This is a genomic window from Flavobacterium sp. 3HN19-14, from assembly GCF_051373205.1.
Classification (GTDB): domain Bacteria; phylum Bacteroidota; class Bacteroidia; order Flavobacteriales; family Flavobacteriaceae; genus Flavobacterium.
Window position 1 is genome coordinate 1,205,154 of sequence record NZ_JBPPZT010000001.1, and the last position, 25,158, is coordinate 1,230,311.

Annotated in this window: 22 protein-coding genes, 1 tRNA gene and 5 pseudogenes; 17 read left to right on the forward strand and 11 right to left on the reverse strand. The window is 41.5% G+C overall.

Going from position 1 to position 25,158, the window contains the following annotated elements; all coding sequences use genetic code 11:
• The first annotated feature begins 51 nt into the window (after positions 1-51).
• From ACSLFW_RS06300 to ACSLFW_RS06315, 4 genes are all read left to right on the forward strand, one after another.
• The gene (locus ACSLFW_RS06300; RefSeq protein WP_436555072.1) at positions 52-216 is read left to right on the forward strand and encodes a hypothetical protein; all 165 of its coding nucleotides are present in this window, start codon (positions 52-54) and stop codon (positions 214-216) included.
• On the forward strand, positions 182-745 hold the full coding sequence (locus tag ACSLFW_RS06305; protein ID WP_436555073.1) for a M16 family metallopeptidase: 564 nt from the start codon (positions 182-184) through the stop codon (positions 743-745). The genes ACSLFW_RS06300 and ACSLFW_RS06305 overlap by 35 nt, the downstream gene beginning before the upstream one ends.
• Positions 705-1,433, forward strand: coding sequence for a M16 family metallopeptidase (locus tag ACSLFW_RS06310; protein ID WP_436555074.1), 729 nt, complete (start codon positions 705-707; stop codon positions 1,431-1,433). The genes ACSLFW_RS06305 and ACSLFW_RS06310 overlap by 41 nt, the downstream gene beginning before the upstream one ends.
• 120 nt (positions 1,434-1,553) lie before the next feature.
• Positions 1,554-2,564, forward strand: coding sequence for a M16 family metallopeptidase (locus ACSLFW_RS06315; protein WP_436555075.1), 1,011 nt, complete (start codon positions 1,554-1,556; stop codon positions 2,562-2,564).
• A 441-nt stretch (positions 2,565-3,005) separates the two neighbouring features.
• Here the strand turns inward: ACSLFW_RS06315 and ACSLFW_RS06320 are convergent.
• The 8 genes and pseudogenes from ACSLFW_RS06320 to ACSLFW_RS06355 form a co-directional block, all read right to left on the reverse strand.
• Positions 3,006-3,769, reverse strand: a pseudogene (locus ACSLFW_RS06320) (class I SAM-dependent methyltransferase).
• A 39-nt stretch (positions 3,770-3,808) separates the two neighbouring features.
• Complete coding sequence (locus ACSLFW_RS06325) at positions 3,809-4,183, reverse strand: GxxExxY protein (protein ID WP_436555076.1); 375 nt, start codon at positions 4,181-4,183, stop codon at positions 3,809-3,811.
• Between the two features lie 86 nt (positions 4,184-4,269).
• A pseudogene (gene map, locus ACSLFW_RS06330) lies at positions 4,270-5,089 on the reverse strand (type I methionyl aminopeptidase).
• A gap of 42 nt (positions 5,090-5,131) precedes the next feature.
• The gene (locus tag ACSLFW_RS06335) at positions 5,132-7,402 is read right to left on the reverse strand and encodes a T9SS type B sorting domain-containing protein (RefSeq protein ID WP_436555077.1); all 2,271 of its coding nucleotides are present in this window, start codon (positions 7,400-7,402) and stop codon (positions 5,132-5,134) included.
• 188 nt (positions 7,403-7,590) lie between these two features.
• Entirely contained in the window at positions 7,591-8,376 is a 786-nt protein-coding gene (locus tag ACSLFW_RS06340) for a hypothetical protein (protein ID WP_436555078.1), read from the reverse strand.
• Positions 8,377-8,427: 51 nt separating this feature from the next.
• Positions 8,428-8,712: a hypothetical protein gene (locus ACSLFW_RS06345; protein WP_436555079.1), complete on the reverse strand. Its 285-nt coding sequence runs from the start codon at positions 8,710-8,712 to the stop codon at positions 8,428-8,430.
• 25 nt (positions 8,713-8,737) lie between these two features.
• Positions 8,738-10,256: pseudogene (gpmI, locus tag ACSLFW_RS06350) on the reverse strand (2,3-bisphosphoglycerate-independent phosphoglycerate mutase).
• 147 nt (positions 10,257-10,403) lie between these two features.
• A pseudogene (locus ACSLFW_RS06355) lies at positions 10,404-12,829 on the reverse strand (DUF5916 domain-containing protein).
• A gap of 188 nt (positions 12,830-13,017) precedes the next feature.
• On the opposite strand from ACSLFW_RS06355, the gene ACSLFW_RS06360 reads away from it, so the two are divergent.
• A complete protein-coding gene (locus ACSLFW_RS06360) occupies positions 13,018-13,725 on the forward strand; it encodes a murein L,D-transpeptidase catalytic domain family protein (protein WP_436555080.1) in 708 nt (235 codons plus the stop codon).
• On the opposite strand, the gene ACSLFW_RS06365 is transcribed toward ACSLFW_RS06360, so the two are convergent.
• Complete coding sequence (locus ACSLFW_RS06365; RefSeq protein WP_436555081.1) at positions 13,709-14,149, reverse strand: GNAT family N-acetyltransferase; 441 nt, start codon at positions 14,147-14,149, stop codon at positions 13,709-13,711. The two genes, ACSLFW_RS06360 and ACSLFW_RS06365, sit on opposite strands and share 17 nt — an antisense overlap.
• A gap of 168 nt (positions 14,150-14,317) precedes the next feature.
• Between ACSLFW_RS06365 and ACSLFW_RS06370 the strand changes: the two genes are divergently transcribed.
• Positions 14,318-14,390 (forward strand) — tRNA-Gly (locus ACSLFW_RS06370).
• A gap of 149 nt (positions 14,391-14,539) precedes the next feature.
• On the opposite strand, the gene pepE is transcribed toward ACSLFW_RS06370, so the two are convergent.
• Positions 14,540-15,247 carry a dipeptidase PepE gene (gene pepE / locus ACSLFW_RS06375; RefSeq protein ID WP_436555082.1) on the reverse strand — a complete coding sequence of 236 codons (708 nt, stop codon included), beginning with the start codon at positions 15,245-15,247 and terminating at the stop codon, positions 14,540-14,542.
• Positions 15,248-15,417: 170 nt separating this feature from the next.
• Here pepE and ACSLFW_RS06380 point away from each other — a divergent pair, with 170 nt between their 5' ends.
• From ACSLFW_RS06380 to ACSLFW_RS06400, 5 genes are all read left to right on the forward strand, one after another.
• Positions 15,418-16,128, forward strand: a complete 711-nt coding sequence (locus ACSLFW_RS06380) for a hypothetical protein (protein ID WP_436555083.1) — start codon at positions 15,418-15,420, stop codon at positions 16,126-16,128.
• The gene (locus ACSLFW_RS06385; RefSeq protein WP_436555084.1) at positions 16,125-16,883 is read left to right on the forward strand and encodes a hypothetical protein; all 759 of its coding nucleotides are present in this window, start codon (positions 16,125-16,127) and stop codon (positions 16,881-16,883) included. The genes ACSLFW_RS06380 and ACSLFW_RS06385 overlap by 4 nt, the downstream gene beginning before the upstream one ends.
• A gap of 42 nt (positions 16,884-16,925) precedes the next feature.
• Positions 16,926-17,684 carry a hypothetical protein gene (locus ACSLFW_RS06390; RefSeq protein ID WP_436555085.1) on the forward strand — a complete coding sequence of 253 codons (759 nt, stop codon included), beginning with the start codon at positions 16,926-16,928 and terminating at the stop codon, positions 17,682-17,684.
• On the forward strand, positions 17,668-18,462 hold the full coding sequence (locus tag ACSLFW_RS06395) for a hypothetical protein (protein ID WP_436555086.1): 795 nt from the start codon (positions 17,668-17,670) through the stop codon (positions 18,460-18,462). The genes ACSLFW_RS06390 and ACSLFW_RS06395 overlap by 17 nt, the downstream gene beginning before the upstream one ends.
• Before the next feature lie 83 nt (positions 18,463-18,545).
• Entirely contained in the window at positions 18,546-19,598 is a 1,053-nt protein-coding gene (locus tag ACSLFW_RS06400; RefSeq protein ID WP_436555087.1) for a phosphatase PAP2 family protein, read from the forward strand.
• Here the strand turns inward: ACSLFW_RS06400 and ACSLFW_RS06405 are convergent.
• On the reverse strand, positions 19,557-20,198 hold the full coding sequence (locus tag ACSLFW_RS06405) for an O-methyltransferase (RefSeq protein ID WP_436555088.1): 642 nt from the start codon (positions 20,196-20,198) through the stop codon (positions 19,557-19,559). The genes ACSLFW_RS06400 and ACSLFW_RS06405 overlap by 42 nt on opposite strands.
• Positions 20,199-20,346: 148 nt before the next feature.
• Between ACSLFW_RS06405 and rlmN the strand changes: the two genes are divergently transcribed.
• The 6 genes and pseudogenes from rlmN (at position 20,347) to ACSLFW_RS06435 (ending at position 25,114) form a co-directional block, all read left to right on the forward strand.
• Entirely contained in the window at positions 20,347-21,390 is a 1,044-nt protein-coding gene (gene rlmN / locus ACSLFW_RS06410; protein WP_436555089.1) for a 23S rRNA (adenine(2503)-C(2))-methyltransferase RlmN, read from the forward strand.
• A 118-nt stretch (positions 21,391-21,508) separates the two neighbouring features.
• Positions 21,509-22,486 (forward strand): polyprenyl synthetase family protein, encoded by a 978-nt coding sequence (locus ACSLFW_RS06415; RefSeq protein ID WP_436555090.1) that lies wholly within the window; start codon positions 21,509-21,511, stop codon positions 22,484-22,486.
• Between the two features lie 311 nt (positions 22,487-22,797).
• Positions 22,798-23,357 (forward strand): annotated as a pseudogene (locus ACSLFW_RS06420) (RNA polymerase sigma factor).
• The gene (locus tag ACSLFW_RS06425; RefSeq protein ID WP_436555091.1) at positions 23,344-24,051 is read left to right on the forward strand and encodes a hypothetical protein; all 708 of its coding nucleotides are present in this window, start codon (positions 23,344-23,346) and stop codon (positions 24,049-24,051) included. Before ACSLFW_RS06420 ends, ACSLFW_RS06425 begins: the two are co-directional and overlap by 14 nt.
• Before the next feature lie 30 nt (positions 24,052-24,081).
• The gene (locus ACSLFW_RS06430) at positions 24,082-24,561 is read left to right on the forward strand and encodes a hypothetical protein (RefSeq protein WP_436555092.1); all 480 of its coding nucleotides are present in this window, start codon (positions 24,082-24,084) and stop codon (positions 24,559-24,561) included.
• Positions 24,533-25,114, forward strand: a complete 582-nt coding sequence (locus ACSLFW_RS06435) for a hypothetical protein (RefSeq protein ID WP_436555093.1) — start codon at positions 24,533-24,535, stop codon at positions 25,112-25,114. The genes ACSLFW_RS06430 and ACSLFW_RS06435 overlap by 29 nt, the downstream gene beginning before the upstream one ends.
• Positions 25,115-25,158: the final 44 nt, after the last annotated feature.

The window sequence follows — 25,158 nt, forward strand, 5'->3', positions numbered from 1 at the left end:
TTCGAATTTCAATGTTTATATAATACTTTTCACACACAAAACTATATATCTATGAAGCAATTTAACAAAGCATGGCTGTTTTTACTGGCATTGCCATTGTCAATGGGCGCGCAGGAACTCAAAGGCGACAGCCCGATTCCTTTCGATCCGAATGTGCGGAACTGGAAAATTATCAAACGGATTGACCTACTACATCCGAAAGAATGGAAAACCTGAAAACAAAGTGAGTTTAAGACTCGTTGTCAACGCAGGTTCTATCCTTGAAGACGACGACCAGCAAGGCCTGGCGCACTTTATGGAACACATGAATTTCAACGGGACAAAGCGTTTTCCGAAAAACAAGCTTGTTGATTACCTGCAAAGCATCGGCGTGAAATTCGGGCAGCACCTGAATGCGTATACGAGTTTTGACGAAACGGCTTATTTCCTTCCAATCCCGTCAGACGACCCTGAAAAATTGGAAAAAGGTTTCCAGATCATTGAAGACTGGGCTTTTAACGCGAATCTTACACCAGAAGAAATCGACAAAGAAAGAGGCGTTGTTTTAGAAGAATACCGTCTCGGACTGGGCGCCGACCAAAGAATGGAAGAGCGCTACATGCCGAAAATGCTATACAAATCGCATTATGCAGAACGCATGCCGATTGGAAAAAAGAAGTGCTTGAAAATTTTAAATATGATAAAATCACCAAGTTCTACAAAGATTGGTACGTTCGGATTTGATTGCTGTAGTCGTAGTAGGTGATATCGATGTAGAGGCCATCGAAAAGAAAATCAAGGATCATTTCGGCAGCTATAAGAATCCGAAAAATGAAAAGCCGCGCGCAACCTTCGACGTTCCGAACCACAAGGAGACTTTTGTAGCGATTGAAAGCGACAAGGAAGCCTCGGCGACGCAAATCCAGTTGATGTATAAGGATTACGACAATACCAAAATAACAAAAACGGTTGCCGATTACCGGAGTGATCTTGTTGAAGGTATTTTCACGGGAATGCTCAACAACAGGCTTGATGAGTTGACCAATTCACCAACACCGCCGTTCACTTTCGGATATTCTTACCATGGCGGCACTTACGCCAGAAATAAAGAAGGTTATCAATCTTTTGCGATGGTTCAGGAAGATAAAGTCCTTTCCGCCCTGAAAGTTTTGGTGACTGAAAATGCACGTGCAAAAAAATTCGGCTTTACGCAATCGGAACTTGACCGCGCGAAATCTGATATTTTGGCACAATATGAAAAAGTATATAACGACCGCGAGAAAACGAATTCTGATAATTTCATCGGCGAATACCAATCGCATTTCCTTGAAGGTACTCCGGCGCCGGGAATCGACTGGGAATACAAAACCGTAAAGCAAATGGTGCCGACCATCACTTTGGGCGATGTCAATAACGTGATTAAGGATTATGTGAAGAAGACAACCGCGTCGTGATCATCACCAGTTCCGGAAAAGGAAGGTTTAAAAAAAGTCACCGAGGCTGAAATCCTTGATGCGCTTAAGGTTAATGATGGCGATGTTGTAGCTTACGAAGACTCTGAAATTGCGAAAAGCTTGCTCAGAAACGAAATAAAACCAGGCACAATCGTTAAGAAAATCAAAGATGATAAAATCGGTGCAACGACGTTAGTGCTTTCTAACGGAGCGAAAGTAACCTACAAGAAAACCGATTTCAAGAATGACGAAATCATCATGGAAGGCATCAGTTTCGGCGGAACGAATTTGTATTCTAACGACGAGCTCAAGAAAACGCAATTCGCCAACGGTGCGCTTACCGAAGCCGGATTTTCAGGTTTGAAAATGAATGACATCAACAAATATATGGCGGGCAAAATTGCGAATGTTACGCCTTACATTGGGTCAACGACTGAAGGTTTGCGTGGTTCGACTACGCCGAAAGATGCGGAATATTTATTCCAGACTTTGTATGCTTATTTCACCGATTTGAACATGGATAAAGATGCTTACGAAGGGTACAAGCAAAAACTAGATGCGTCATATAAAAACCTTGCGTCGCAGCCGTCGTTCTATTTTTCACAGGAATTTTACGGATGGTTGTACAAGGACAATCCGCGTTTCAACGGACTGATTCCGACTGAAAAAACATGGGAAACGACAGATTACCAATTGGCTTACAACAAATACAAAGAGCGTTTTGCGAATGCCGGTGACTTCGAATTTTATTTTGTTGGGAATGTTGACGATAAAGCGATGGAAGATTTTTCTGCGAAATATATTGCGTCATTGCCTTCAACAGATAAGAAAGAAAAAGCTATAGATTTAGGTTTCAGGATGCCAAAAGGCGATTTGAAAAAGATCGTCAATAAAGGGACTGATCCGAAATCGAACGTAACGATCATGTATTATGGCGATACAGAATATACTCCGAAAGAAGCATTTGCAATGCAGGCTTTGGGAGAAGTCCTGACGATTAAGCTAATTGAAGAATTACGTGAAAACGAAAGCGGCGTATATGGAATCAGTGCGCGTGGCAGTATGAACAAAGTGCCGAACGGAAGTTACAGTTTCAATATCAGCTTTCCGTGCCGGACCAGAAAATGCTGAAAAACTGACTGCTTCGGCTTTAAAAGAATTGCAGAAAATCATTGACAAAGGTTCAGGAATGCGAAAGACGTAGCGAAATTCAAAGAAGCGGAGCTGCTTGATTACAAAAAGAACATTAAAGAAAACAGGTATTGGCTGACTAACTTTAGCAAATCGTATGTAAATGGCAGCAATCCTGATGAGATTTTAGACGCTGAAGCGAAAATCAATGCGGTTACGGCTAAAGAAATCCAGGAATGTCGCGAAGAAATATTTGACTAAAGACAAGGTGATTGGAATGCTGATGCCTGAGAAAAGTTAGGAAGTCAGAAAAAGTCAAAATACGCAAAGCAAAGCCGGAAAACGAATTAATGTTTCCGGCTTTTTTATTGTTGATCTAACACGGATTTCACGAATTTCCACAAATTTGAATTCGTGTTAATTTGTGCAATTTGTGTTATATCATTTAAAGCAAACGGGAATAATTTCCCCTTTTGCCAAACAATATTTCTCGACCAGTTCAGGTGAAATCTTCTTCGTATAATCTTCTTCAAAAACCTTAAAACCGATGCTTCTGAGCTTGTCGAAATAATCGCGACCGTAAATCCGAACATGGTCATATTGCCCGAAAATCTTCGCGCGTTCTTTTGCATCGGTAATCGTATCATCAGCAAAAGTCGTAGCTCTTGACAAATCCTGCGGAATCTGGAAAATACCCATGCCGCCAGGTTTCAAAACGCGGTACAATTCCTGCATCGCTTTCGTGTCGTCGGGAATGTGTTCGAGTACGTGATTACACAAAATAACGTCGTAAGAATTGTCTTCAAAAGGCAAATCGCAGATATCTGCTTTTACATCTGCCAATGGCGAAAACAAATCGGTTGTTGTATAATCGAGGTTTTTCTGGTTGCGGAATAATTTATAAAATGCCTGTTCGGGGGCGAAGTGCAATACCTTTTCGGTGCGGTAAAAAAATCAGTTTCGTTTTTCAAATACAGCCAAAGCAATCGGTGCCTTTCAAGAGAAAGCGTGCTTGGTGATAATACATTGTTGCGTTGGTTGCCGTAACCGTAAGGCAGAAACATTTTAAAGCTTTTCCCGTCGATAGGATCAGTGAATTTGTTGCCTCTTAAGGCGAATGCCAAAACCGGACGCGCCACATAACTCAATCGAATCAATAATGGGCGCGGAATGGTATTTAATATGAATTTGAAAAGTTTTTTCATCTTATTATAACACGGATTTCACGAATTTTCACAAATTGGCTACAGTATTACTCTTTTATAAACCAGGCTGGATTCTCCAAAATTAACCAATAACCCCAACTTGTTTTTTGACGCGGCGAGATAGTTTAAAGTTTGCCTAATTTCATTATTTGATAATTTTGAAATGGCTTTAATCTCCAGAATTATCTTATCAAATATTAAAAAGTCTGAAAAATGGTAGTGAGGCAAAACAATGTCTTTGTATGCTATAGAAAATTGCTTTTTCCGGCTATATGGAATATCATTCTTCTGAAATTCATATTCCAAAGCATCGCCGTAGATAATTTCACCATGCCCATTTCCGAGAATTTTGTGAACTTCCATGCAGCAGCCAATAATTGCATAGGCTTCGTCTCTTAAATAAAAATCATTCATTTTTTGGCTTGTAAATTGTTGTGATTGGCTAATATATTTGAGATAAAATCTCCGCACTAAATTTGTGCAAATTCGTGAAATTCGTGTTAGAGCTTAATCGGCACTTTACGAAATTCATCCTCTTCATTGGAAACAATTCCCAATTCTTTATAGATATAAGCAAACGTCGAAAGCAATTCTGGTTTTCCATCAACCAACGCCACATCATGTTCAAAATGCGCGCTTCGTTTACCATGAGCGGTCAGGATCGTCCAGCCGTCTTTCAATTGCTTGATGTTTTTAGTGCCCATATTGATCATCGGTTCTATGGCGACTACCATTCCTTCAATGAAAAGTTTGCCGCGGCCGCGTTTTCCATAATTTGGCATTTCAGGATCTTCGTGCATTTTTTCGCCAAGACCATGACCGACCAATTCGCGAACGACGCCGTAACCGTGGGCTTCTGTATATTTTTGAATGGCATTCCCGACATCTTCAACGCGGTTTCCGATTTTAAATTCACGGATGCCGGCATATAAAGATTCTTTGGTTATGCGAAGTAATTTTTTCGGTTTCCGGAGCCACATCGCCAATTTCAAAAGAGTAGGCGTGGTCACCGTGATATCCGTTTTTGTAAGCGCCGCAATCGACTGAAATCACATCGCCGTCTTCAAGCGGTTTGTTATTAGGAATGCCGTGCACGACTTGTGCGTTCGGACTCATGCAAAGTGAATTCGGGAAATCATACAAACCCAGAAAACTCGGGACCGCACCATGATCGCGGATGAATTCTTCAGCGCGTTTGTCAAGATACAAAGTAGTCACGCCGGGTTTTATCTCTGAGGCGATCATGCCTAAAGTTTTCGATACGATGAGTGCACTTTCGCGCATCAACTCTATTTCTTCACGTGTTTTCTGAATGATCATGCTGATTTTTTTGAAGTTGCAAAAATACGACTTTTTTGGGATTTATCGCTTTAATGCAAAATGGCTTCGGAATTCCTTTTTCACACCATTCTTCACATAATCGATTTTGAACCAATAATCATCTGCCGGCAGCTGATTGCCGTTGAGCGTGCCATCCCAGCCTGTTTCATCTTTAGTGATTTCCTTTACGAGTTTTCCAAAGCGGTCAAATATCAATACATCTGAAATATCCAGCCCGATGCGGCCGCCGATATTCCAGTTATCATTAAAGCCATCGCCATTTGGCGTAAAAAATCTCGGGAAATCTACAACTACAATTTCGGTACTCACTTCCCCGCAGCCAAATTGATTGCGCACTGTCAACGTATAAATGCCTTCCCTGATATTCTGAAAAACATTGGAATACTGCCATCCGTTATCATTCAATTGGTATTCAAAATCGCCCGATTGTGGCGTTACGATTGCCGTAATAGTGTTGTCTACTTCAAAAGCAATTAATTCTGCGGGATCACCAACCACCGAAAATGGAATAACTGTATTTTCGGTTGTGAAATTCGCCACAGTTGCACACAAAGCCTGATTGGTCAAATCGGTAATTTTTACGGAATACTGACCCGGCGTCGGCGTAGAAAATGTACTTCCGGAAGCGGTGATGATTTCATTTCCGGGAACGGCATCAAAACCATTAAACCAGATAAAATCATAGTCTGCGTCTGAAAGTTTCGTATCGATAAATGCCTGATTGACGACATGATCATTGATGTCGACGCAAATTTTATAAGTAGTTTTCTTCGTGACGTGATCTAAAGGAAATGGTCTTACAAATAAATCCTGTTCGAGTATCCTGTAACACGCAATTCCGGTTTCACTGTCAAAGTTCACGGTGCTGTTGATGCGGACGTAAATAATCTGATGTGACGCGACTGTATTGGTAAATGCTTCCGGATTGGTAATATTATTGCCGTTGTTGCTTTCGGCATCAGCCAGATTGATGTAATATTTAAAGCCGAGTTGTCCCGGAGGTGTGCTGCCGGTCATAGGGAATTCGCGCTCCGTCAAATCAAAAGTAAAAAAACCACTGTCGTCACATCCTTCGAGTAAATTCGGATTGTTCGGGCTTCCCGGGTTTTCGGTAACTTTTAGTTGTAAAGTCGTTATTGAAGTACAGTTGTTATTGGTCGGATCGGTGACATTTACAACAATCGTCCGCGGAGCAGATTCATAAGCTTCAGGCGCCGCAATTGGATTATTGGCGTTCAAATCAGCCTGGGTCTCATAAAAAACAACCTGATAATTGGCATTGCCATTAACAATTTGTGCTTTCCTGATGTTCAGGTTGAAAATTGCGGTTCCGGTTCCGCATAATGTAAGGGCATCAGGTGCGGTAATGACCGGATTCGGATATACATTAGTGTTGAAACTAACGATAGAAAAGCATTGGTTAACAGTATCCGTCAATCGTATGAAAACCGGCGTCGTTCCTACAGAAAAATTTACAGGGGTGTTTTTATTGATTACACTTGTATTGTTTTTTGCGTTGTCAAACGAATAAAAATAAGAAGTCTGCACGGAAGCCGCCTGACCCGCAAGCGCTTCGGAATCTTTACCTGATAAAATAATATTTTCACTTTTACAGGCATCAATCGGTGAGACGGTGTTTTGCAAAGGCGCAGTTGTGACTTCAAGCTGGAAGATTCCAACACCCTGGCAGTTGTTGTTGGTTTCAATCCGTGTATAAATCGTATTGATGCCAACAGGGATCAACGAACTGTTCGTCAGCGGATTTTGCTCTATCGCCGCATCATTCGCATTCGCATAAAAAACAATATCAACATTTGATGTCGGGTAATACGTATTTTTAATCAGCACGCGTTGCGAATCGAAATCTGCGGTTCCCGAATTGGTGTTAACGATTGGACAAACCGGAGCCATATTAGGATAATTCGCAATAGTTGTTGGGTCTACCGTCAAGGCAATTGTAGCAGTTGCAGAAGTACAAGGCGGCGTTTGTCCGGGATAGAATCCGGTTACGTAGATATTTTGGTTAAAGGCGGTTGTGTTGGTAAAATCCTGCGGATTGGCAATTGGCTGCGTAAGTCCTGCATCTGTAAAGTAATTCAATGCAAGTGCGTTGTCTCCGTTTGTGATGGCGCCATATACCTGAGTGAGGTCGGTTTTTGAAATTCCGTCAGTATTGGAGCCAATGTAATCGCACTGGTGCAATGAAACCGGAGTAGTATTAATGTTCGGTTGTGGGTTTATAGTAATTGAAACTGTATTAGAAGTGGCGGAACAAATATTATGTTCCGTCACGACTACCGAGTAAATTGAAGTAGTATTAACCGCTTGATTGCCCGAATTCACAACATAACTTGAAGCGGTCGCGCCACTTATCGGATTGCCATCTTTAAGCCATTGGTAAGTCGGTGAGGTAATTTGTGCCGAATTGATAAGTCCCGATAAAATCTGGTAAGACTGGTTCGCGCAAATAGTCTGGTTGTCTAAAATCGCCGGCGAAGGTTTCTCGTAGATGGTGATGATAGAAGAGTCAACCGGCGTGCATCCGGGATTTGAAACCCTGACCTTGTAATCGCCGGACTGTGTCGGGTTAATGAAAACGTTTGTCTGCCCGGGATAGCTGTATTATTTCTGTACCATTGGTAGCTGTAAGTCTGAGGTGGCGTACTCGTATCTGTAACCTGAAGCACCGGATTGTCATTAAGGCATTGCGAAGCCGGCATGGCAACCGTAAAGCTCGGCGTATTGTAAATAGTGAGCGTAACATCATCAGTACTCACTGGTAATTCTGATTGAACAACATCAGGATCGGTGCTGTCATAAGCAGTAAGTTCTATTCTGTAAACACCAGATTCACTCACTGTGATTTGGTTGGTGCTCTGCACCTGGGCAGGAAGATCTACAATAAGAACATCATCTTTGTACCATTTGTAATTAAATCGTAAATCAATAGGATTGCCGTCAAAATCTGACGTGTCAACGGTTGCTATAAGGTCTTTAGTAGCAGGATTACAATAATCAAATTGCGTAATGTCATTTCCTGCCGCGTCTGTAATTGCTACGGAGGAAAGAAATCCGCAGTCAGAACTACCCGAACCTCCGATTTGCTGGATGGAAATATTCCCGGGCAGGTTGTCAAAATTATCCACTAAAAGGACATAATACTCGCCGGTTGTGGCATTCGGTATGTAAACCTGCTCAACGCTGGCGTTCGAATAACTGCAATCTACCTCGGTTTGAACCGCCAGTAAATTGCAAATATTACTCATATCGGTAAATGGCACCAAAGTGCAAAATCAACATCGGTGCCGTTGCCTGAATTACTGACCTGCGAAATCTCCAATCTGATATCGCCTGAATTCTTGATCTGCATGAAAAACCAGAATCGACCAGTGAAAATTAGTAGGAATGCAGGAAGTTTGCATATTGAGCGTTTCGCCACTCGTATTTCCGGTAGAATTTTGAAACGGGATATTCGTTGCGCATGACTGGTACAATTCAAAATGCGCTTGAAGTTCTGCGCATGATGGCGCACCTTCCTGGGCATAGGAACTTACAGAAAGGAGCAGCGCAATGAAGAGAACTGTCTTGTAAAATGGTTTCATGAGATTAAAAGTAATGAAATTCCAGTTACAAAAGCGAATGACGCGTCATGGCTTCAGGTTGTTCAATTCCCATTAACGCTAAAATTGTAGGCGCAATATCACCAAGAACACCGTCGTGGATGGTTTTCAGTTCATTGTCGACTAATGTAATTGGAACAGGATTGGTAGTGTGCGCGGTATTCGGACTTCCATCCGAATTGATCATCGTTTCGCAATTGCCGTGATCTGCGATTACAATTGTTGTGTAATCATTGGCCAAAGCGGCATTAATGACTTTTTCAACGCACTGGTCAACCGCTTCGCAGGCTTTGATGGCAGCTTCCATTACACCGGTATGCCCAACCATATCGCCATTGGCAAAATTGAGGCAGACGAAATCCACTTCCCCTTTATTGAGCTCCGGAACCAAGGCATCGGTGAGTTCAAAAGCGCTCATTTCAGGTTGTAAATCGTAAGTGGCTACTTTTGGTGAAGCGCGCAGAATGCGGGTTTCGCCTTCAAACGGCAATTCCCTTCCGCCAGAAAAGAAAAAAGTTACGTGCGGATATTTTTCAGTTTCGGCAATGCGGATTTGCTTTTTATGGTTTTTTTCAAGCACTTCGCCCAGCGTTTCGGTAATGTTGTCTTTGTTGTAAATCACGTTGACATTCTGATAGCTTTCGTCATAATTGGTCATCGTAACATAATACAATTTCATTTTATGCATGTTCTGCTCGTGAAAATCAGACTGTGAAAGCGCTTCCGTCAACTGCCTGCCGCGATCGGTTCATGAAGTTGAAGAAAATCACGACGTCGTCTTCGTGTATTGTCGCTAAAGGCTTATCCGAATCGTCCACCATCACAATCGGATCGATGAATTCGTCGGTGATATTTTTGCTGTAACTTTCTTCAATGCTTGCAACGGCATTTTTAGAATGTGTTCCGACACCATTTACCAATAAATCATAAGCTTTTTTGACGCGTTCCCAACGTTTGTCGCAGTCCAGTTGCATAATAACGACCGATGACAGAAGCGAGTTTCGCCGGCGTATTGGCGAGGTAATTTTGTAAATCCTGTAGGTATGATTTTCCGGATTTCGGGTCAACGTCGCGACCGTCAGTAAAAGCATGGATGAAAACGTTCTGCAATCCGAAATCTTTCGAAGCATCTACCAACCCGCGCAAATGCGAAGTATGCGAATGCACGCCTCCGTCAGAAACCAATCCTAAAATATGAACGTTCTTATTATTGTCTTTTGCATATTGAAATGCGGCTTTCAAAACCGGCTCATTGTTGAGTGTTTTTTCCGCCACAGCGAGATTGATTTTCACCAAGTCCTGATAGATGATACGACCTGCTCCGAGGTTCATGTGGCCGACTTCAGAATTGCCCATCTGGCCTTCAGGCAAACCCACATTGAGACCGTCTGTCCTGAGCTGCGCTGTTGGGTATTTTTGATACAAACTATTGATGAAAGGAATATGGGCATTATCAGGAGCTGATACTTTCGGGTCAGGAGATTTTCCCAGCCGTCTAATATCATGAGTATTACTTTTTTATGCATGACAGTGTTTTTCGCAAAGATAATCATTTATGAAACCGCCGATTGGCGCGAATCCCTAAAATTTAATTAAAAATACTGTTGAAAGTGTTCAGTGGTCGGTGTTCAGTATTCAGTCTGGTCACTGATCACCGAACACTGGTTACTAAATCAGAACCAGTGCTTCGCCGCATTATAATCAATATAATACCTGAAGCTTACCGAGAAGATATTGTTGAGGTTTTCATCAAATAAATTCCCGAAGTTTTTCGCGAAATTATGGTTGATAATATGCGCATAATCCTGAGCATTGTTGCGGTACAGAACTGAAATCTGACTCGCCGGCGCAAACCACCAGGAATATGATAAATCGAAATTCCATGCATTAAAATTGTCGTCAAGGTTTGGGACGAAAGCCGTGTCGGCCAGATAGCCGTTGTCCTGAAGAATAAAATTGCGCTTGTTCTGCAACGCCAGCCAGTAATAACGCGCTGTCAGGTTGATGGTCATCTTGTTGTTGAGCGCGAGTTTTCCGCTGAGTTCGTTCGTGATCGTTTTTACGTTGCGCTGTGTGTAATAAATATCGTTTAGCGGATTTTCTACATAAACCGAACCGCGGTCGTTGAGGTTCCTGAGATAATTAAACGCATAAATCAACAGGATTTTGTCGTTGACACGGTAGCGCGGACTTACGAAAATCCCATAATCCATTCTTCTGCTTTCATCATAAATTTTGACAGAAGGCTGAATATCAATAGCAAATGCACGGTTGTAATTCGATGAAAAAACCAAAAAAGAACTGAAACTTCTCGGTACATAAGAATACCTTCCGGTAACCTGCGGCTGGTAAAAATCAAATGTTTCAAGCGGATTGATTTGTAAAAACGCCTTGTAATAATCGTTGTTGACAGAATTTCCTTCTGCACCGATATTGTAAAAATTATCCTGGATTTTCCCGTCGTATTTTGTATTTCGACGCTCGATTTCAAATCCATCCTGAATGTGTTGAACCATTTTGTTGCTTTTAAAATCCTGTAACTTGCGTCGGCATACACATTGTGGTAATTGTTCTGGAAGGCAATTCCGAGATCGTTAATATCATATTCACCCGAAATGTATTTCCCGAAAACAGTATAACGGTATTTTCCTTTTGTCTTTTCAAAATTCAGCGAAGTCTTGAAGCCATTATAATCGTTCGCAGTATAAACCTGGCTGTATTTAAAATCACCCGAAAGATTATAACCATTGTCTTTCGTATTCAAATCGAATAGAAAAGCAGTTGCATTCGCATCGCGGTAATGCCCGTTCCTGATAACATTTGTATTGGTCAATGACACAGACGAATTGCCGTTGAAACGCTGGTCGAGTACCAATACGTTATAATTGGTAAGCGGCTCAACAACGCCTTTTCGTTTTTCGCCTGTTGCGGTATTCTGGATTGTTCCGAATGTTTTTTCAGTTACTGCATTCAGGAAGCCAACGCCGAGACCGCTTCTGGTGCGTCCTGAAATTTTTAGCGCATTTAAAAGATTTACGGTTGCCGGCTGGTCGATAATTGCTTCAGTCGATGAATCGAAATTTTCCGGAGCAAATTTCGGTGCTGCGCCGATTCTTCTTGTGTACAAAAGATTCGCCTTGTTGAATAAATCTGTCCCTTCGGTGAAGAACGGGCGGTTTTCGGTGAACTGTTGTTCATACGGACTCAAATTCAAAATCACGTTGTCGAACTTCGTTTGCCCGAAGTCTGGAACCAGGATGGCGTCAAGGGTAAAGGAATCGTTGATGCCGTATTTGATGTCCATTCCCGCCTTGAATTTATTGGCCGAACCGTATTCATTTTTCTCATAATAATAAGAAGAATAAGGAATGAAGAAAAGCCGCGTCGGAGGTTTGATATTTTCGATACCTTCAAGTAATCCATTCTGGTTGCGCACTGATTCCACCTGCGTGTTGATGGGATTCCATGTAAAAAAATGACGGTCACGGCGAATGCCGCGAAAGAAATTCAATCCCCATGTCTGCACATTCGCATCAGAAAAGCGCAATGCCGCATACGGGATTTTCATTTCGACGCTCCAGCCGGTATCAGTAATTTTTACTTCACTGTCCCAAATCGCATCCCATGAAAAATCCTGGTCGTAATTGTTGGGTGTAATTTGTCCGTCTTCAGTGGCAAGCCTGTCCATCTGAACGCCTGAAGCACTCACGAAAAACTGGAAATCCTGTTGCCCGTCGTTGAATCCGTTGATGAAAACGCCAAACATGTCAGCGGTTCCGATGTTGTCGCGCTGCGTGATTTCCTTTAAGATTTTCGAGGGTTCGCTGTCGTATAAAGTGGCGGCAATGTAAACCGCTTCGTTATCATATAAAACCCTGACTTCGGTTTTCTTGTCTTGGGGCGCGGGTTGCCCGATGTTGGGCTGGTACATCACAAAATCTGTCGCAAGAGGGGCTGTTTGCCAGATCGGTTCGTTGAAATTCCCGTCGATGGTAATTTTTTCTGCCGCAATTTTCGCCTGGAGTGTTTTTTTCTGCGCAAGCATCGCCGACGAAATCAGCAACAATAGCGCACAAAATAACTTAGCAATCTGAGACATAGGAGGTTTTGGTTGACAGCACAAAAATATAAATTTCAATGGCAATCGCAACCCAGATACAATTAATTTTAAAAACCAGCGTTACATAATTATCGTATAAAAGTTTAATAACTGTTAAAAATTGTGTAACACTTGCTTTTGGGCATGCTTTTTGTATTTTTGCGCACGTTTTAACTTAAAGATATTCAATGATTTACAACGCAATTCCACTTCTAATGTTCTTTTTGTCGGTATTTTCTTCGGAAGGAACAAAACCTACAACCCGCCAATTTATCGCTGCCAAAACTGAAATTACTGCCGAAGCCCGCGCTACTGCTGTTTATCAACAGCTTAATGCCAATAATTTCGCGATGCCAAACCTTGAAAGCTTCACCAATGCATTGGAAGGTTTTTACGATTTGAAAGCGAAAGGGCAAGTTTCTCGTGACATTCTTACATTGATTGATTTCAGCATGTCTTCTAACCAGAAAAGGCTTTGGGTAATTGATTTGTCGACCAATACGATTTTGTACAATACACTTGTCGCCCACGGTCGAAATACGGGTGATGAATATGCCAAATCGTTCTCAAATGCAGCGGAATCATACAAAAGCAGCCTCGGATTTTATGTTACAGGTTCGATTTATAACGGCAAACACGGTGCTTCTTTATATCTTAACGGATTAGAAAAAGGTGTAAATGACAATGCACGCAATCGTTCTGTAGTTATGCACGGTGCTGATTATGTATCGGAATCTTTCATCAAACAAAACCACCGCTTGGGAAGAAGTTTAGGCTGCCCTGCGATTCCTGTTGAAATGACTTCGACGATTATCAATGCGATAAAAGACAAATCGTGTCTTTATATTTATCATCCTTGTCACTGCAAGAAGTTGGCGGCTAAGATGATTTCTTAAACATCAAAAAATGCAAACCCACATCAGGAATTTCGAACTCATTTCCTGAAACGTGGTAGTTCATTTTGCTATAAAATTCAGAGGCAGCAATCCTGGCGTTGAACCAGATGATTTCGCCTCTTTTTTTTATGATTGCTGTCTCGGCGTATTGGACTAGTTTTTGACCGATGCCGAGTTTTTGGTGTAAAGGAGAAACCGCCATGCCGCGGATTTGGAATTGTTTTTCTTCAGGAAATTCTGAATTCTTATTTTCGAAAACGGATATAATTCCGATTAAATTATCTTCTTCAAAATAACCCAAATGAAAAGTTGAAGGCAATTCATCGCCATCAAACCGGCAACTTTCGACAGGTTTTCCGGCTCTGAGCACGATATGTCGCAACGGAATGGTCTCAGAAGCGCTGATTTCTTTTATAAAAAACATAAGATTTTTAAAATTATTGGGCTTGAATAAATTTATAACTTTTTAAAAGTAAAACGATTACGGCTGCTGATAATTTTCTGACGTTCGCAGAAAACAACAGTCGGCGTTATTTTTCAAAAAAAACTTGCATCTAAAAAAACTTATTGTTTATATTTGCACCGTAATAATGCGGAAGTAGCTCAGTTGGTAGAGCTCCAGCCTTCCAAGCTGGTTGTCGCGAGTTCGAGCCTCGTCTTCCGCTCTTTGAATCCTGAACTTCGGTTCGGGATTTTTTTTTGGTTTAAAATTACCGAAAAGGCGCTAAGTTTCCTCGAAGTTCGCAAAGCTTTGTCTATAAAGATTGTCAATTAGCGGCCTTTGCGAAAAACCTTGCGCTCTTTGCGGTTAAAATCAGTTTATAAATCCAAGATCACTCCCGCTTTCCAATTCCTCAGCCTCCTTGCCTTGCCTGAAAAGCCGTGCTTTCAAATCGCCTTTAAGCGTTATTTTTTCACCTTTCACTTCGAGCCAACTGCCTTCACGCAATCCTAAAACCGGTATTGAATTGAATTGGTGGAATTCCTTAATCCGCGTTTCGCGCGTTTCGCCCATATGCTTCGATTGCAAATCGGCATCGAGATAATGCGGGTTCAGGTTGAACGGAATCAATCCCAAAGTACGGAAATCCGGCGGGTAAATAATCGGCATATCATTAGTCGTCTGCATCGTCAATCCGGTGATGTTGCTGCCGGCACTTGATCCTAAATACGGCGTTCCGGTTTTTACGACTTCCGCCAGTACATCCATCACCTTATATTTATACAATTGCGTAACAAGCAGGAAAGTATTGCCGCCGCCGGTAAAAATCCCTTCCGCCTGACGGACGGCATCAACCGGCGATTCAAATTCGTGAAGCCCGTTTACTTTGATGTTGATTTTGGCGAAAGCCCCGCGCACTTTATCTGTATAAATATCATGTGAAATCCCGCCCGGCCTTGCATACGGAATAAAAAGAACTGTTTTGCAATCTTTAAAAAGCACCGAAAGTTCCGGCAATATATAGTCGAGGTAACCGCCGCCGTGAAGTGTCGAAGTGCTCGCAATGATCATGTTTTTCATAAGAATGAATTTGTGGCTTAAAGATAAAAAATCTTCTGATGGCGTTTGGTTTTTTAATTAACACAATTTTACAAAAGCGTTAGTAATTAATTTAGAGTACAATAGGATACTTTTACCACAGTTACGCGATTACCAATCCAATAAAATTTACCCAAAAATGACCAGGGCAATTGTTTCTTTTCTTCTTCGTAATGATTGCAGCGGCTTCGTGGTCACAGGAAAACCAGCGTAAATTACTCAAAGGAAAAATCATTGCCGGCGTTTCCAATGCATCTGATATTAATATTGTCAACATACAAACAGAAAAATATACGGTTTCTGATGAAGAAGGTTACTTTTCCATTGCGGTTCAGGCTGGTGATACTTTGATGTTTTCGGCAGTACAATTCAATGCATTGAAAGTCGGTATTAAAGAAGAAGATTTTCAAAAAGAAATACTTTTCGTAAAAATGGAGCCTGTCGTCAACCAACTGAGTGAAGTCGTCGTCAAGCAATACAAAAACATCAACGCCGTTTCATTGGGCATTATTCCAAATAAGATTAAAAGTTATACGCCGGCTGAAAGACGACTCAAAGCGGGGACTAAAGGTGCTATGGCGCTGGATCCGTTATTGAACGCCATTTCCGGCAGAACCGCACAGCTCAAGCGCGATCTTGCAACAGAGAAACGAGAATTCTGGCTTGAAAAAATCAGGGAATGGTATGAAGACGCGCTATTTACAGATGAATTGAAAATTCCTGCCGATTTTGTAAAGGCATTCCAATATTATATCATCGAAGACAAGCATTTTACAGACGTACTCGATACCAATAAAAAAGAACTGACGCGATTTATGATGGGCGAACTGGCAACCAAATACAAACTCCTGAGCAGCCTGTGAGACAGAAAACTACACTTTCATTTGCGTTTTTTATGTTGTTGCCCACGATGGTTTTTTCGCAGGAGCGCAAGAGCATCAGCGGTGAAATTGTCGTGAATGATGCCACACGAAAAGGTGTGGAAATTATTAATATGACCAGTAAGGAATTGGTCGTTGCCGATGCAAAAGGAGCTTTTATAATTTCGGCTAAACCCGGTGATACATTGATGTGTTGGGCTGTGCATCTGAATTTCAACAAAAAGACAGTCAGCGAAAGCGATTACAGTTCAGGGAAGATATCAATCAGGATGATTGCCAAAATCAACGAACTCGATGAAGTGGTAATCAATCCGCTTAAAGCTGTCGATTTGCGCATCATTCCAACGGCCATCGAAAGTAAAACTCCTGCAGAAAGGCGACTCAGGACAACCGGCGATTTCAAAGCGTGGCATTTGCTGAGAATCGTTGCGGGCGGAATGGAACTTGATCCGATTTTCAACAAAATTTCAGGGCGTACCAAACAAAAGAAAAAGGAACTGCAGATCGAAAACAACGAGCATTTGCTGCGAAAAATTGATGAGCAGTTCAAGTCGGAATATTTTACAGAAAAGTTAAAAATTCCGCGTGATAATGTGGGCGGATTCAAATATTACATTATCGAAGATTCAGGTTTTGCGAATGCGATTAAGGGAACTGACATCATCAATACTGAGTTTATATTAAGCCGCCTCGCAGAAACCTACAATAAAATGCTGGCTTTAGACGAAAAAAAGTAATTTTGGTACGGGAGTGTTGTGAATTAACCAAACGCAATAGTGATGAGTAAAACCGCGATATTATTTTTTGCATTGTTGGCGCAGATGCTTTTTGCACAGGAAGACAAGCTCCTCAGCGGCAAAATCGTCGTGAAAGATGCGAGTCCGGAAGGTGTGCACATCATCAATCTCGTCAATGAAAAAGAAGCGGTTTCAAACAACAAAGGCCATTTCAGCATCATGGGCAAACCTGACGACGTTTTGGTTTTTTCTGCGATGCATCTCGATTTGATGCGGCGGATTATCAGCGAAGAAGATTACAAAATCGCCAATATGATTGTCGAAATGACGTCAAAAGTCACTGAATTGGATGTTGTCGAAATCAACACCTACAAAAACATCAATGCTGTCGATTTGGGAATTTTGAAGAAATTGCCGAAAAGTTATACACCCGCAGAACGCCGTTTGAAAGCGGCTTCTTCATTCGATCCGTCGATGGGCGTTGGCGGAATGATTGGCGCCGCACTCACGATTGATCCGGTAATCAACTGGATTTCGGGAAGAACTAAATTATTAAGAGCGGAACTCGAAGTAGAAAAAAAGGAAATCCTGCTGAGGAAATTATCCGATATGTTCGAGGAAAAATATTTCACGGAAATCCTCAAAATCCCGCCCGAATATGTCATCGGATTTGAATATTACTGTGTTGAAGACGAAAAGATGACTGAAGCAATCAATTCCAAAAACGCAGAACTGGTCGCTTTTACAGCTGCCGAACTGGCCATAACCTACTTATCATTAATCAATGAAGAAAATAAATAAATCCGCTGTTTTTTTACTTTTCCTGGTGCAGTTTTGTTTCGCGCAGCAGATTCCGCGTGAGCTTATCCGGGGTGAAATTGTTGCAGATTCATTGGGCGTCGGCAATGTAAATATTACCAACATCAGTTCCGGAAAAGTGGTGCTTTCAGATGATAAAGGCGAATTCTTTATCCATGCCCGCGAAAAAGACACGCTGCTTTTTACCAGCCAGACCTTCGATTCTAAGAGAGTAGTTGTGGGCAAAGGCGATTTTCTTGTAAAAGTAATCCGCGTCAAATTGCAGCAATATGTCAATCCGCTTGACGAGGTTAAAGTTGGAATGCATTCTTTGACCGGCAATCTCGAAAAGGATGAAAAGAACTTTAAAGCCATGCAACAGCCAGAGATCAAAGCAAATCTTTCTCCAATCGCAATTTATACAGCCGACACACAGACATCGCCCACCAACACGCTGATGCCGGGCTATGTTGATTCGAGATTCATGATGGATTTTATGAAAATTGGCGGCAAATTGGTGAAGTTGATCAAAGGCGATCCGAAACCTAAAAAAATCATTTTCACTTCAGATGAGATTTTTCCTGTGGCGGCGAGACAGAGGCTTCCGGAGGGTTTCTTTCTCGAAACATTGCAGCTGAAAAAAGATGATATAGGCCTTTTTCTTAGTTTTTGCGAAAATGACGCACGGGCAAAATCCCTGCTCGAAGTCAAAAAAGAACTCGAACTCATTACATTCCTGCTTGAAAAAAAGAAGGAATACGATTTGGCGGTGCAAAAGTAAATCTCTTAAGTCTTACTTAAAGTCTAGATAAATTCCCTAATAAAGCGTAACTTTGTTACTCATAATTACCTAAAACAATCACTATGTTTGGAATTGACGGAAGCGAACTTTTTTTAATCATTATCGTGGCAATAATGCTTTTCGGTTCGAAAAATATTCCTGAAGTGGCGCGCAATCTGGCAAAAGGCATCAACCAGCTCAAGAACGCGACCAACGATATAAAATCAGAAATCACTAAAAGTGCTGAAGAAAATGGCCTTGATATGAATTCACTTACGGGCGGACTCAACGAAGAAATCCTGAGTGTCAAACAAAATATCAAAAAAATGACTGAAAATTCGGGAATCAACAAAGAACTCGACGACATTCAGCAGAATTTCAGGAAACTGACCGATGTTGAAATTTCAGCAGATCCGATGAATATTAAAGAGATTACGGCCGATATCGATACTGAAATCATCAAAGCCAAAGAAAATATCGAGGATATCGCGACAAGTTGCAATCAAAAGACAAATGTAATGCTCGATTATTTGCTGCAATTAGACCGCAACGTTTTTATTTTCCTGAACGGATTGGGTTCTGAGCCTTATGACGGGTTCTGGCTTTTCATCACCAAACAAATCAACTGGATACCGATTTTCCTGATTATTGCTTATCTCGTTTTTAAACATTTAGGTTGGAAGCACGCGTTGATGATTATCTTGTTGATGGCGTTGTTGATTACGATTACAGATCAAACCACCAACCATCTTTTCAAATACCGTTTTATGCGACTGCGTCCGGGAAGCGATCCTTCGCTTGACGGAATGATTCGCGCGGTGAAAACGAGTCCGTCGTTTAGTTTTATTTCAGGGCATGCATCGAATTCGATGGCGGCAGCATTCTTCCTATATACCGTTTTAAAACCGTATTTAAAATATATGGGATTGATTTTCCTGTGGCCGCTGATTTTCGCTTACAGCAGGATTTACCTCGGATTGCATTATCCCGGAGACATATTGGCCGGTTACCTTTGGGGATTGTTTACGGGTTATTTAATGATAAGATTGTACGCTTACCTGCGCGACCGCTTCTTCCCGAAACAGAAGGAAAATTTAGATCACCCGACTAACAGTGAGCCCGTCACGAATGGGTAACAAGACGGTTTCAACTCTTGGATCGTCTTTTAAAAGCTGGTTGTATTGCAATAAAATATTTGTACTTACATCTTTCGGATCGACTTCCTGAACGACTTTCCCGCTCCATAAGACATTATCGGATAAAATGATGCCGCCTTTGTTCATTTTCGGAACAATCATTTCATAATAGTTGATGTAATTTTCCTTGTCGGCGTCGATAAAAACGAGGTCGAATTTCAAATCTAATTTCGGAATTACGTTTGTCGCTTCATCCAAATGCTGGAAAATCTGCTTTCCCCAAGGTGATAAATCGAAATATTTCCGTTGGAAGTCAACCAGTTCTTCCTTTATATCAATTGTATGGATTTGCCCGTTTTCCCGCATACCTTCGCAAAGGCATAAAGTGGCATAACCGGTATAAGTGCCGATTTCGAGAATGTTTACCGGACGGATTAATTTGGACAGCATGCTCAGCACGCGTCCCTGAAAATGCCCGCTGAGCATTCTTGGCAACAGGATTTTCTGGTAGGTTTCCTTGTTTAATTTTGCCAATAATTCCGGCTCATTTTCGGAATGTTGCTCGATATAATCTTCTAAATCTTCGGATAGGAAGTGCATGTGGTTTATTTTTCTTCAAAGTTATCGATTTTTTTAAACCGCAAAAGCGCAAAGATTTTCGCAAAGCTTTATGCGTATTTTTTTCTTTGCGAACTATGCGAAAATCTTTGCGCCTTTGCGGTAAATTTAAAAACCCTAAATTTGCACCATGGAAATCCACAAGAAAGACATCCGTTCCTTGTCCAAAGACCAATTGCGTGAATTTTTCACCGCCAATGGCGACCAGGCTTTTCGCGGCAACCAGGTATATGAATGGCTTTGGAGCAAAGGCGCGCACAGTTTTGACGACATGACCAATGTAGCCAAAACGACGCGTGCGATGCTCGAGGAAAACTTCGTGATCAACCATATTAAGGTCGACCAAATGCAGCGCAGTTCAGACGGAACAGTCAAAAACGCGGTTCGTTTGCATGACGGATTGGTAGTTGAATCAGTTTTAATTCCGACGATTACCAGAACTACAGCTTGCGTTTCAAGTCAGGTTGGCTGCAGTCTTGATTGTAATTTCTGTGCAACGGCAAGATTAAAGAGAATGCGCAATTTAAATCCCGATGAGATTTACGATCAGGTAATCGCAATTGACAAAGAAAGTAGATTGTATCACAACCATCCGCTGTCGAATATCGTTTTTATGGGAATGGGTGAGCCGTTGATGAATTACAACAACGTCATTAAGGCGATTGATATGATCACGTCGCCTGAAGGCTTGGGAATGTCACCAAAACGGATTACAGTTTCGACTTCCGGTGTGCCTAAAATGATAAAGAAATTAGCTGATGACGAAGTAAAATTCAAGCTTGCGGTTTCTTTACATTCTGCCATCGACGACATCCGTTCGCGAATTATGCCCTTCAGCAAAAACTTTCCTTTGGCAGATTTGCGCGAATCACTCGAATACTGGTACAGCAAAACCCGCAGTAAAATTACTTACGAATATGTGGTCTGGAAAGACATCAACGATAACAAAGCGTCAATCGATGCACTTGTGAAATTCTGCAAATACGTGCCGTGTAAAGTCAATTTAATCGAATACAACCCGATTGACGACGGCGAATTCCAGCAAGCTTCGGAAGAATCAATCATGGCTTACATCAAAGCACTCGAAGCTAACGGAATCGTAGCTAAAGTGCGTCGCAGCCGCGGAAAGGATATCGATGCGGCTTGCGGGCAACTCGCTAATAAAGAAGCTTAGAAAATTTCAATTTCAAGCTCAATGTCAAATTTCAATCTTAAAAACAATTGTTGGTTTATTCGCCATTGATTTTTGATATTGAACTTGCCATTGATATTACTTTCGTACTTTTGGGACAATGAAAATCACCGAGCAGATCAAACAGCCCATATTTCAGGAAATGGAACTTTTCGAGAAGAAGTTTCACGATGCCATGTCCTCCAAAGTGGCTTTGCTCAACCGCATCACTTATTATATTGTCAACCGAAAAGGCAAGCAGATGCGCCCGATGTTCGTGTTTTTGACAGCAAAAATGGTTTCAGGCGGCACTGTAAATGAACGTACTTATCGCGGCGCTTCGGTGATTGAACTCATTCATACCGCAACTTTAGTGCACGACGACGTTGTCGATGACAGCAACCGCCGTCGCGGATTTTTCTCCATTAACGCACTTTGGAAGAATAAAATTGCAGTGCTCGTCGGCGATTATTTACTGTCGAAAGGATTGTTGCTTTCCATCGATAATGGTGATTTCGATTTGCTCAAGATTATTTCTGTCGCCGTACGCGAAATGAGTGAAGGCGAATTATTGCAGATAGAAAAGGCGAGGAGGCTTGATATTTCAGAAGCTGTTTATTACGAAATCATCCGCCAGAAAACCGCGACTTTGATTGCAGCCTGTTGTGCACTTGGCGCCAAATCGATGATTGAAGATGAAGCCGAAGTTGAGAATATGCGCAAATTCGGCGAACTCATCGGAATGGCATTTCAAATAAAAGACGATTTATTCGATTATACCGACGACGCCATCGGCAAACCTACAGGGATCGACATCAAAGAACAAAAAATGACTTTGCCGCTGATTCACGTACTCAATAATTGTACGCCGAAAGAAAAAAGCTGGGTCATCAACTCCGTTAAAAACCACAACAAGGATAAAAAGCGCGTTAAAGAAGTCATTGCGTTTGTCATCAATAATAATGGCCTGGCTTACGCCGAGAAGAAAATGACCGAATTCCAACAGGAAGCGCTGCAGCTTTTGCAGCATTATCCTGATTCGCCTTATAAAGAAGCGTTAACTTTGATGGTGAATTATGTTATTGAAAGGAAGAAATAATTAGATAATTGGTCAATCAGGTAATTAGAAAATGTCTGGTTTGCGCAGAAAATAATTTTTTTAAAGAAAAAAATTATTTCTTTAGGCCTTATGATTGCAGGGATTTTAATTATCTCATTATCTAATTTTCAAATTTTCAAATTCCCTATGCAACGTTTTTCCAACCATTCTCGTCTATGCTAATAGAACACTGTTACAATTGCAAAATCAATGGCAAGTTCAAAAAACAATAATGAATAAATTGACGTCTTTCAGATTGAAATTTGATATTGAGCTTAAAATTGAAATTTGACTGAACTTGAAGCTTTAAAATGAAAGTAATCAGCTTACATCAGGAAGAAAACGAAATCATCCAACTGGCCGTCGAGAACAACCGACACGCACAGCAGAAGATTTACACGAAATTTTCGCCGAAAATGTTAAGTGTTTGCCGCCAGTACATCAAAGATTTACAACAGGCGGAAGACATCATGATTACGGCTTTTATGAAAGTGTTCACCAACCTGAAAAATTTTGAGCACAAAGGCAGTTTTGAAGGCTGGATACGACGGATAATGGTGAACGAATGCATTTCGTTTATCAGGGTACAGAAAAAGTGAGTTTCCTCGAAGATGAATATTATGAGGAAGACGGCTTCAACAACACCGAAAGCAAATTTTCGGTGGAAGACATCCAATTCCTAATTGACAATCTTCCCGACGGTTATAAGATGGTTTTCAACCTTTATGCCATTGAAGGATACAAACACAAGGAAATTGCAGACATGCTCGGTATTAACGAAGGCACATCGAAATCGCAGTTGTCACATGCCCGCAAAATGTTGCAGGACCAGGTTAATAAATTAAATAATTACAGCAATGGAACCGAATAAATTCGAAAAAAACATAAAACAGCAGCTCGAACAGCGCACCATCGAACCATCGCCGATAGCCTGGGACAGACTTGACGCCATGCTTACGGTGGCCGAAGAGAAAAAAGCAAAGCGCGGCTACGGCTGGTTGTACATCGCTGCAAGTTTTTTGGGGTTTATATTGATTGGAACGATATTTTTCAGCCAGACAGAAGAAGTAATTGATAAAAGCAATGGCATCGTAATTGAAGACAAAGCGCCTTTAAATACAAGTGTTGAAACAATCGAAATGCCGGAAAATGTAAATCCAAAATCCGAGAATACGAATATCGCAGTAACAGAAAAGGAGTCAATCAAAATAATCAAAAATCATCATTATCAATCAAAATCAGTAATTAAGGAAGCGCTTCCGGTTATTGAAAACAATCAAAATCAAATCGCACAAAATCAGTCATCAGTTTCAATCAACAATCAAAAAACGGAACAAAACGGTAACATCAAAACCAACAGCAACAACGCTGACGAGCTGATCGCTGCTGTTGAAAAGAAGGAAACCGCAAAGTCCAGACCGACCGTGAAAGTCGATGCCAACTACCTGCTTTCAGAAGTCGACGGCGACCAGCCTGACCTTTCCTTCACCGAAAGGGTTCTGGTCAAAGCCAACAAAAACTACAAATCAATTAAAACGGCAATCGCCAACAGAAACAAAGAGTAACAATCAAAAAACAATTTAAATCAAGACACCATGAGAAATTTCACCATTTACTTAGCACTACTTCTATGCCTTTTCGCAGGCAAAATGATGGCACAGGAAACTTTTGAAGACAAGGCAAAAGCCATTTCCGACAAAATCGAATCGGTTACAAAACAGGAAAAAGCAACGCTTAAAACCGAAGTCGACGCTGTCAACAAGGAACTCGAAGCCGGCACAATTACCGACAAGCAAGCCGACGAGAAAAAACTCCAACTTGCAGAAATGCGCGCCAAAAACATCGAGACTAAAGTCAACGAATACGAAACCGAATTAAGGGATTTGGTACAACAAAAAGTCGATGGCAAATTGCAGGATGACGGCAAAAGATCTTATACTTTCCGCTGGAATGTGAAAAATGATTCCATCAAAAGGAAACACAAAGGCGAGTCAAGAACGACTTCCCAATTCGTTTTCGCGTTCGGAGCCAACAACCTTGTGACCGATGGCGCAGCTGGCCCATTCCGATTATAAATATGCTGGTTCGCACTTCTACGAATGGGGAACTACCTGGAATACCAGAATCATGAAAAACAACAACCTGTTGCACGCCAAGTACGGAATTTCCGTAATGTACAACAACCTGCGTCCAACCGACAACCGTTATTTTGTTGATAATGGCAATGAAACCACGCTTGAAACTTCAGCAATTGACTTAAAAGATTCCCGTTTCAGGAACGTATACATCGCAGTGCCGGTGCACCTCGAATTCGACTTTTCAGGAAGTAAAACCGTCGATGGCAATACTACTTTCAAAACACACCAAAGTTTCCGTCTCGGCGTTGGTGGTTATGCGGGAGTGAACGTAAAATCAAAGCAAATCCTGAAAACCGATGAAGATGGTTACAAAAACAGAGATGTTACCAAAGGCAGTTTTAATGTCAACGATTTCATCTACGGCGTGAGCGCTTATGTGGGCTATAAGGACATGAGCCTTTATATGAAATACGATTTGAATCCGCTGTTTAAAGACAATGCCATCGACCAGAACAACATTTCATTCGGCGTTCGTTGGGACTTACTATAAAAATTTGTTGCGTTAGTTATATAAATTTGATTGGGAAAGCGTTT

What these genes read in the sequence shown, in the direction of transcription:
- ACSLFW_RS06300 (WP_436555072.1), top strand. Translation starts at nt 52, where the DNA reads ATGAAGCAATTTAACAAAGCATGGCTGTTTTTACTGGCATTGCCATTG.
- ACSLFW_RS06325 (WP_436555076.1), bottom strand. Translation starts at nt 4,183, where the DNA reads ATGAATGATTTTTATTTAAGAGACGAAGCCTATGCAATTATTGGCTGC.
- ACSLFW_RS06340 (WP_436555078.1), bottom strand. Translation starts at nt 8,376, where the DNA reads ATGAGTAATATTTGCAATTTACTGGCGGTTCAAACCGAGGTAGATTGC.
- ACSLFW_RS06345 (WP_436555079.1), bottom strand. Translation starts at nt 8,712, where the DNA reads ATGAAACCATTTTACAAGACAGTTCTCTTCATTGCGCTGCTCCTTTCT.
- ACSLFW_RS06360 (WP_436555080.1), top strand. Translation starts at nt 13,018, where the DNA reads ATGATTTACAACGCAATTCCACTTCTAATGTTCTTTTTGTCGGTATTT.
- ACSLFW_RS06365 (WP_436555081.1), bottom strand. Translation starts at nt 14,149, where the DNA reads ATGTTTTTTATAAAAGAAATCAGCGCTTCTGAGACCATTCCGTTGCGA.
- pepE (WP_436555082.1), bottom strand. Translation starts at nt 15,247, where the DNA reads ATGAAAAACATGATCATTGCGAGCACTTCGACACTTCACGGCGGCGGT.
- ACSLFW_RS06390 (WP_436555085.1), top strand. Translation starts at nt 16,926, where the DNA reads ATGAGTAAAACCGCGATATTATTTTTTGCATTGTTGGCGCAGATGCTT.
- ACSLFW_RS06395 (WP_436555086.1), top strand. Translation starts at nt 17,668, where the DNA reads ATGAAGAAAATAAATAAATCCGCTGTTTTTTTACTTTTCCTGGTGCAG.
- ACSLFW_RS06400 (WP_436555087.1), top strand. Translation starts at nt 18,546, where the DNA reads ATGTTTGGAATTGACGGAAGCGAACTTTTTTTAATCATTATCGTGGCA.
- ACSLFW_RS06405 (WP_436555088.1), bottom strand. Translation starts at nt 20,198, where the DNA reads ATGCACTTCCTATCCGAAGATTTAGAAGATTATATCGAGCAACATTCC.
- rlmN (WP_436555089.1), top strand. Translation starts at nt 20,347, where the DNA reads ATGGAAATCCACAAGAAAGACATCCGTTCCTTGTCCAAAGACCAATTG.
- ACSLFW_RS06415 (WP_436555090.1), top strand. Translation starts at nt 21,509, where the DNA reads ATGAAAATCACCGAGCAGATCAAACAGCCCATATTTCAGGAAATGGAA.
- ACSLFW_RS06425 (WP_436555091.1), top strand. Translation starts at nt 23,344, where the DNA reads ATGGAACCGAATAAATTCGAAAAAAACATAAAACAGCAGCTCGAACAG.
- ACSLFW_RS06430 (WP_436555092.1), top strand. Translation starts at nt 24,082, where the DNA reads ATGAGAAATTTCACCATTTACTTAGCACTACTTCTATGCCTTTTCGCA.
- ACSLFW_RS06435 (WP_436555093.1), top strand. Translation starts at nt 24,533, where the DNA reads ATGGCGCAGCTGGCCCATTCCGATTATAAATATGCTGGTTCGCACTTC.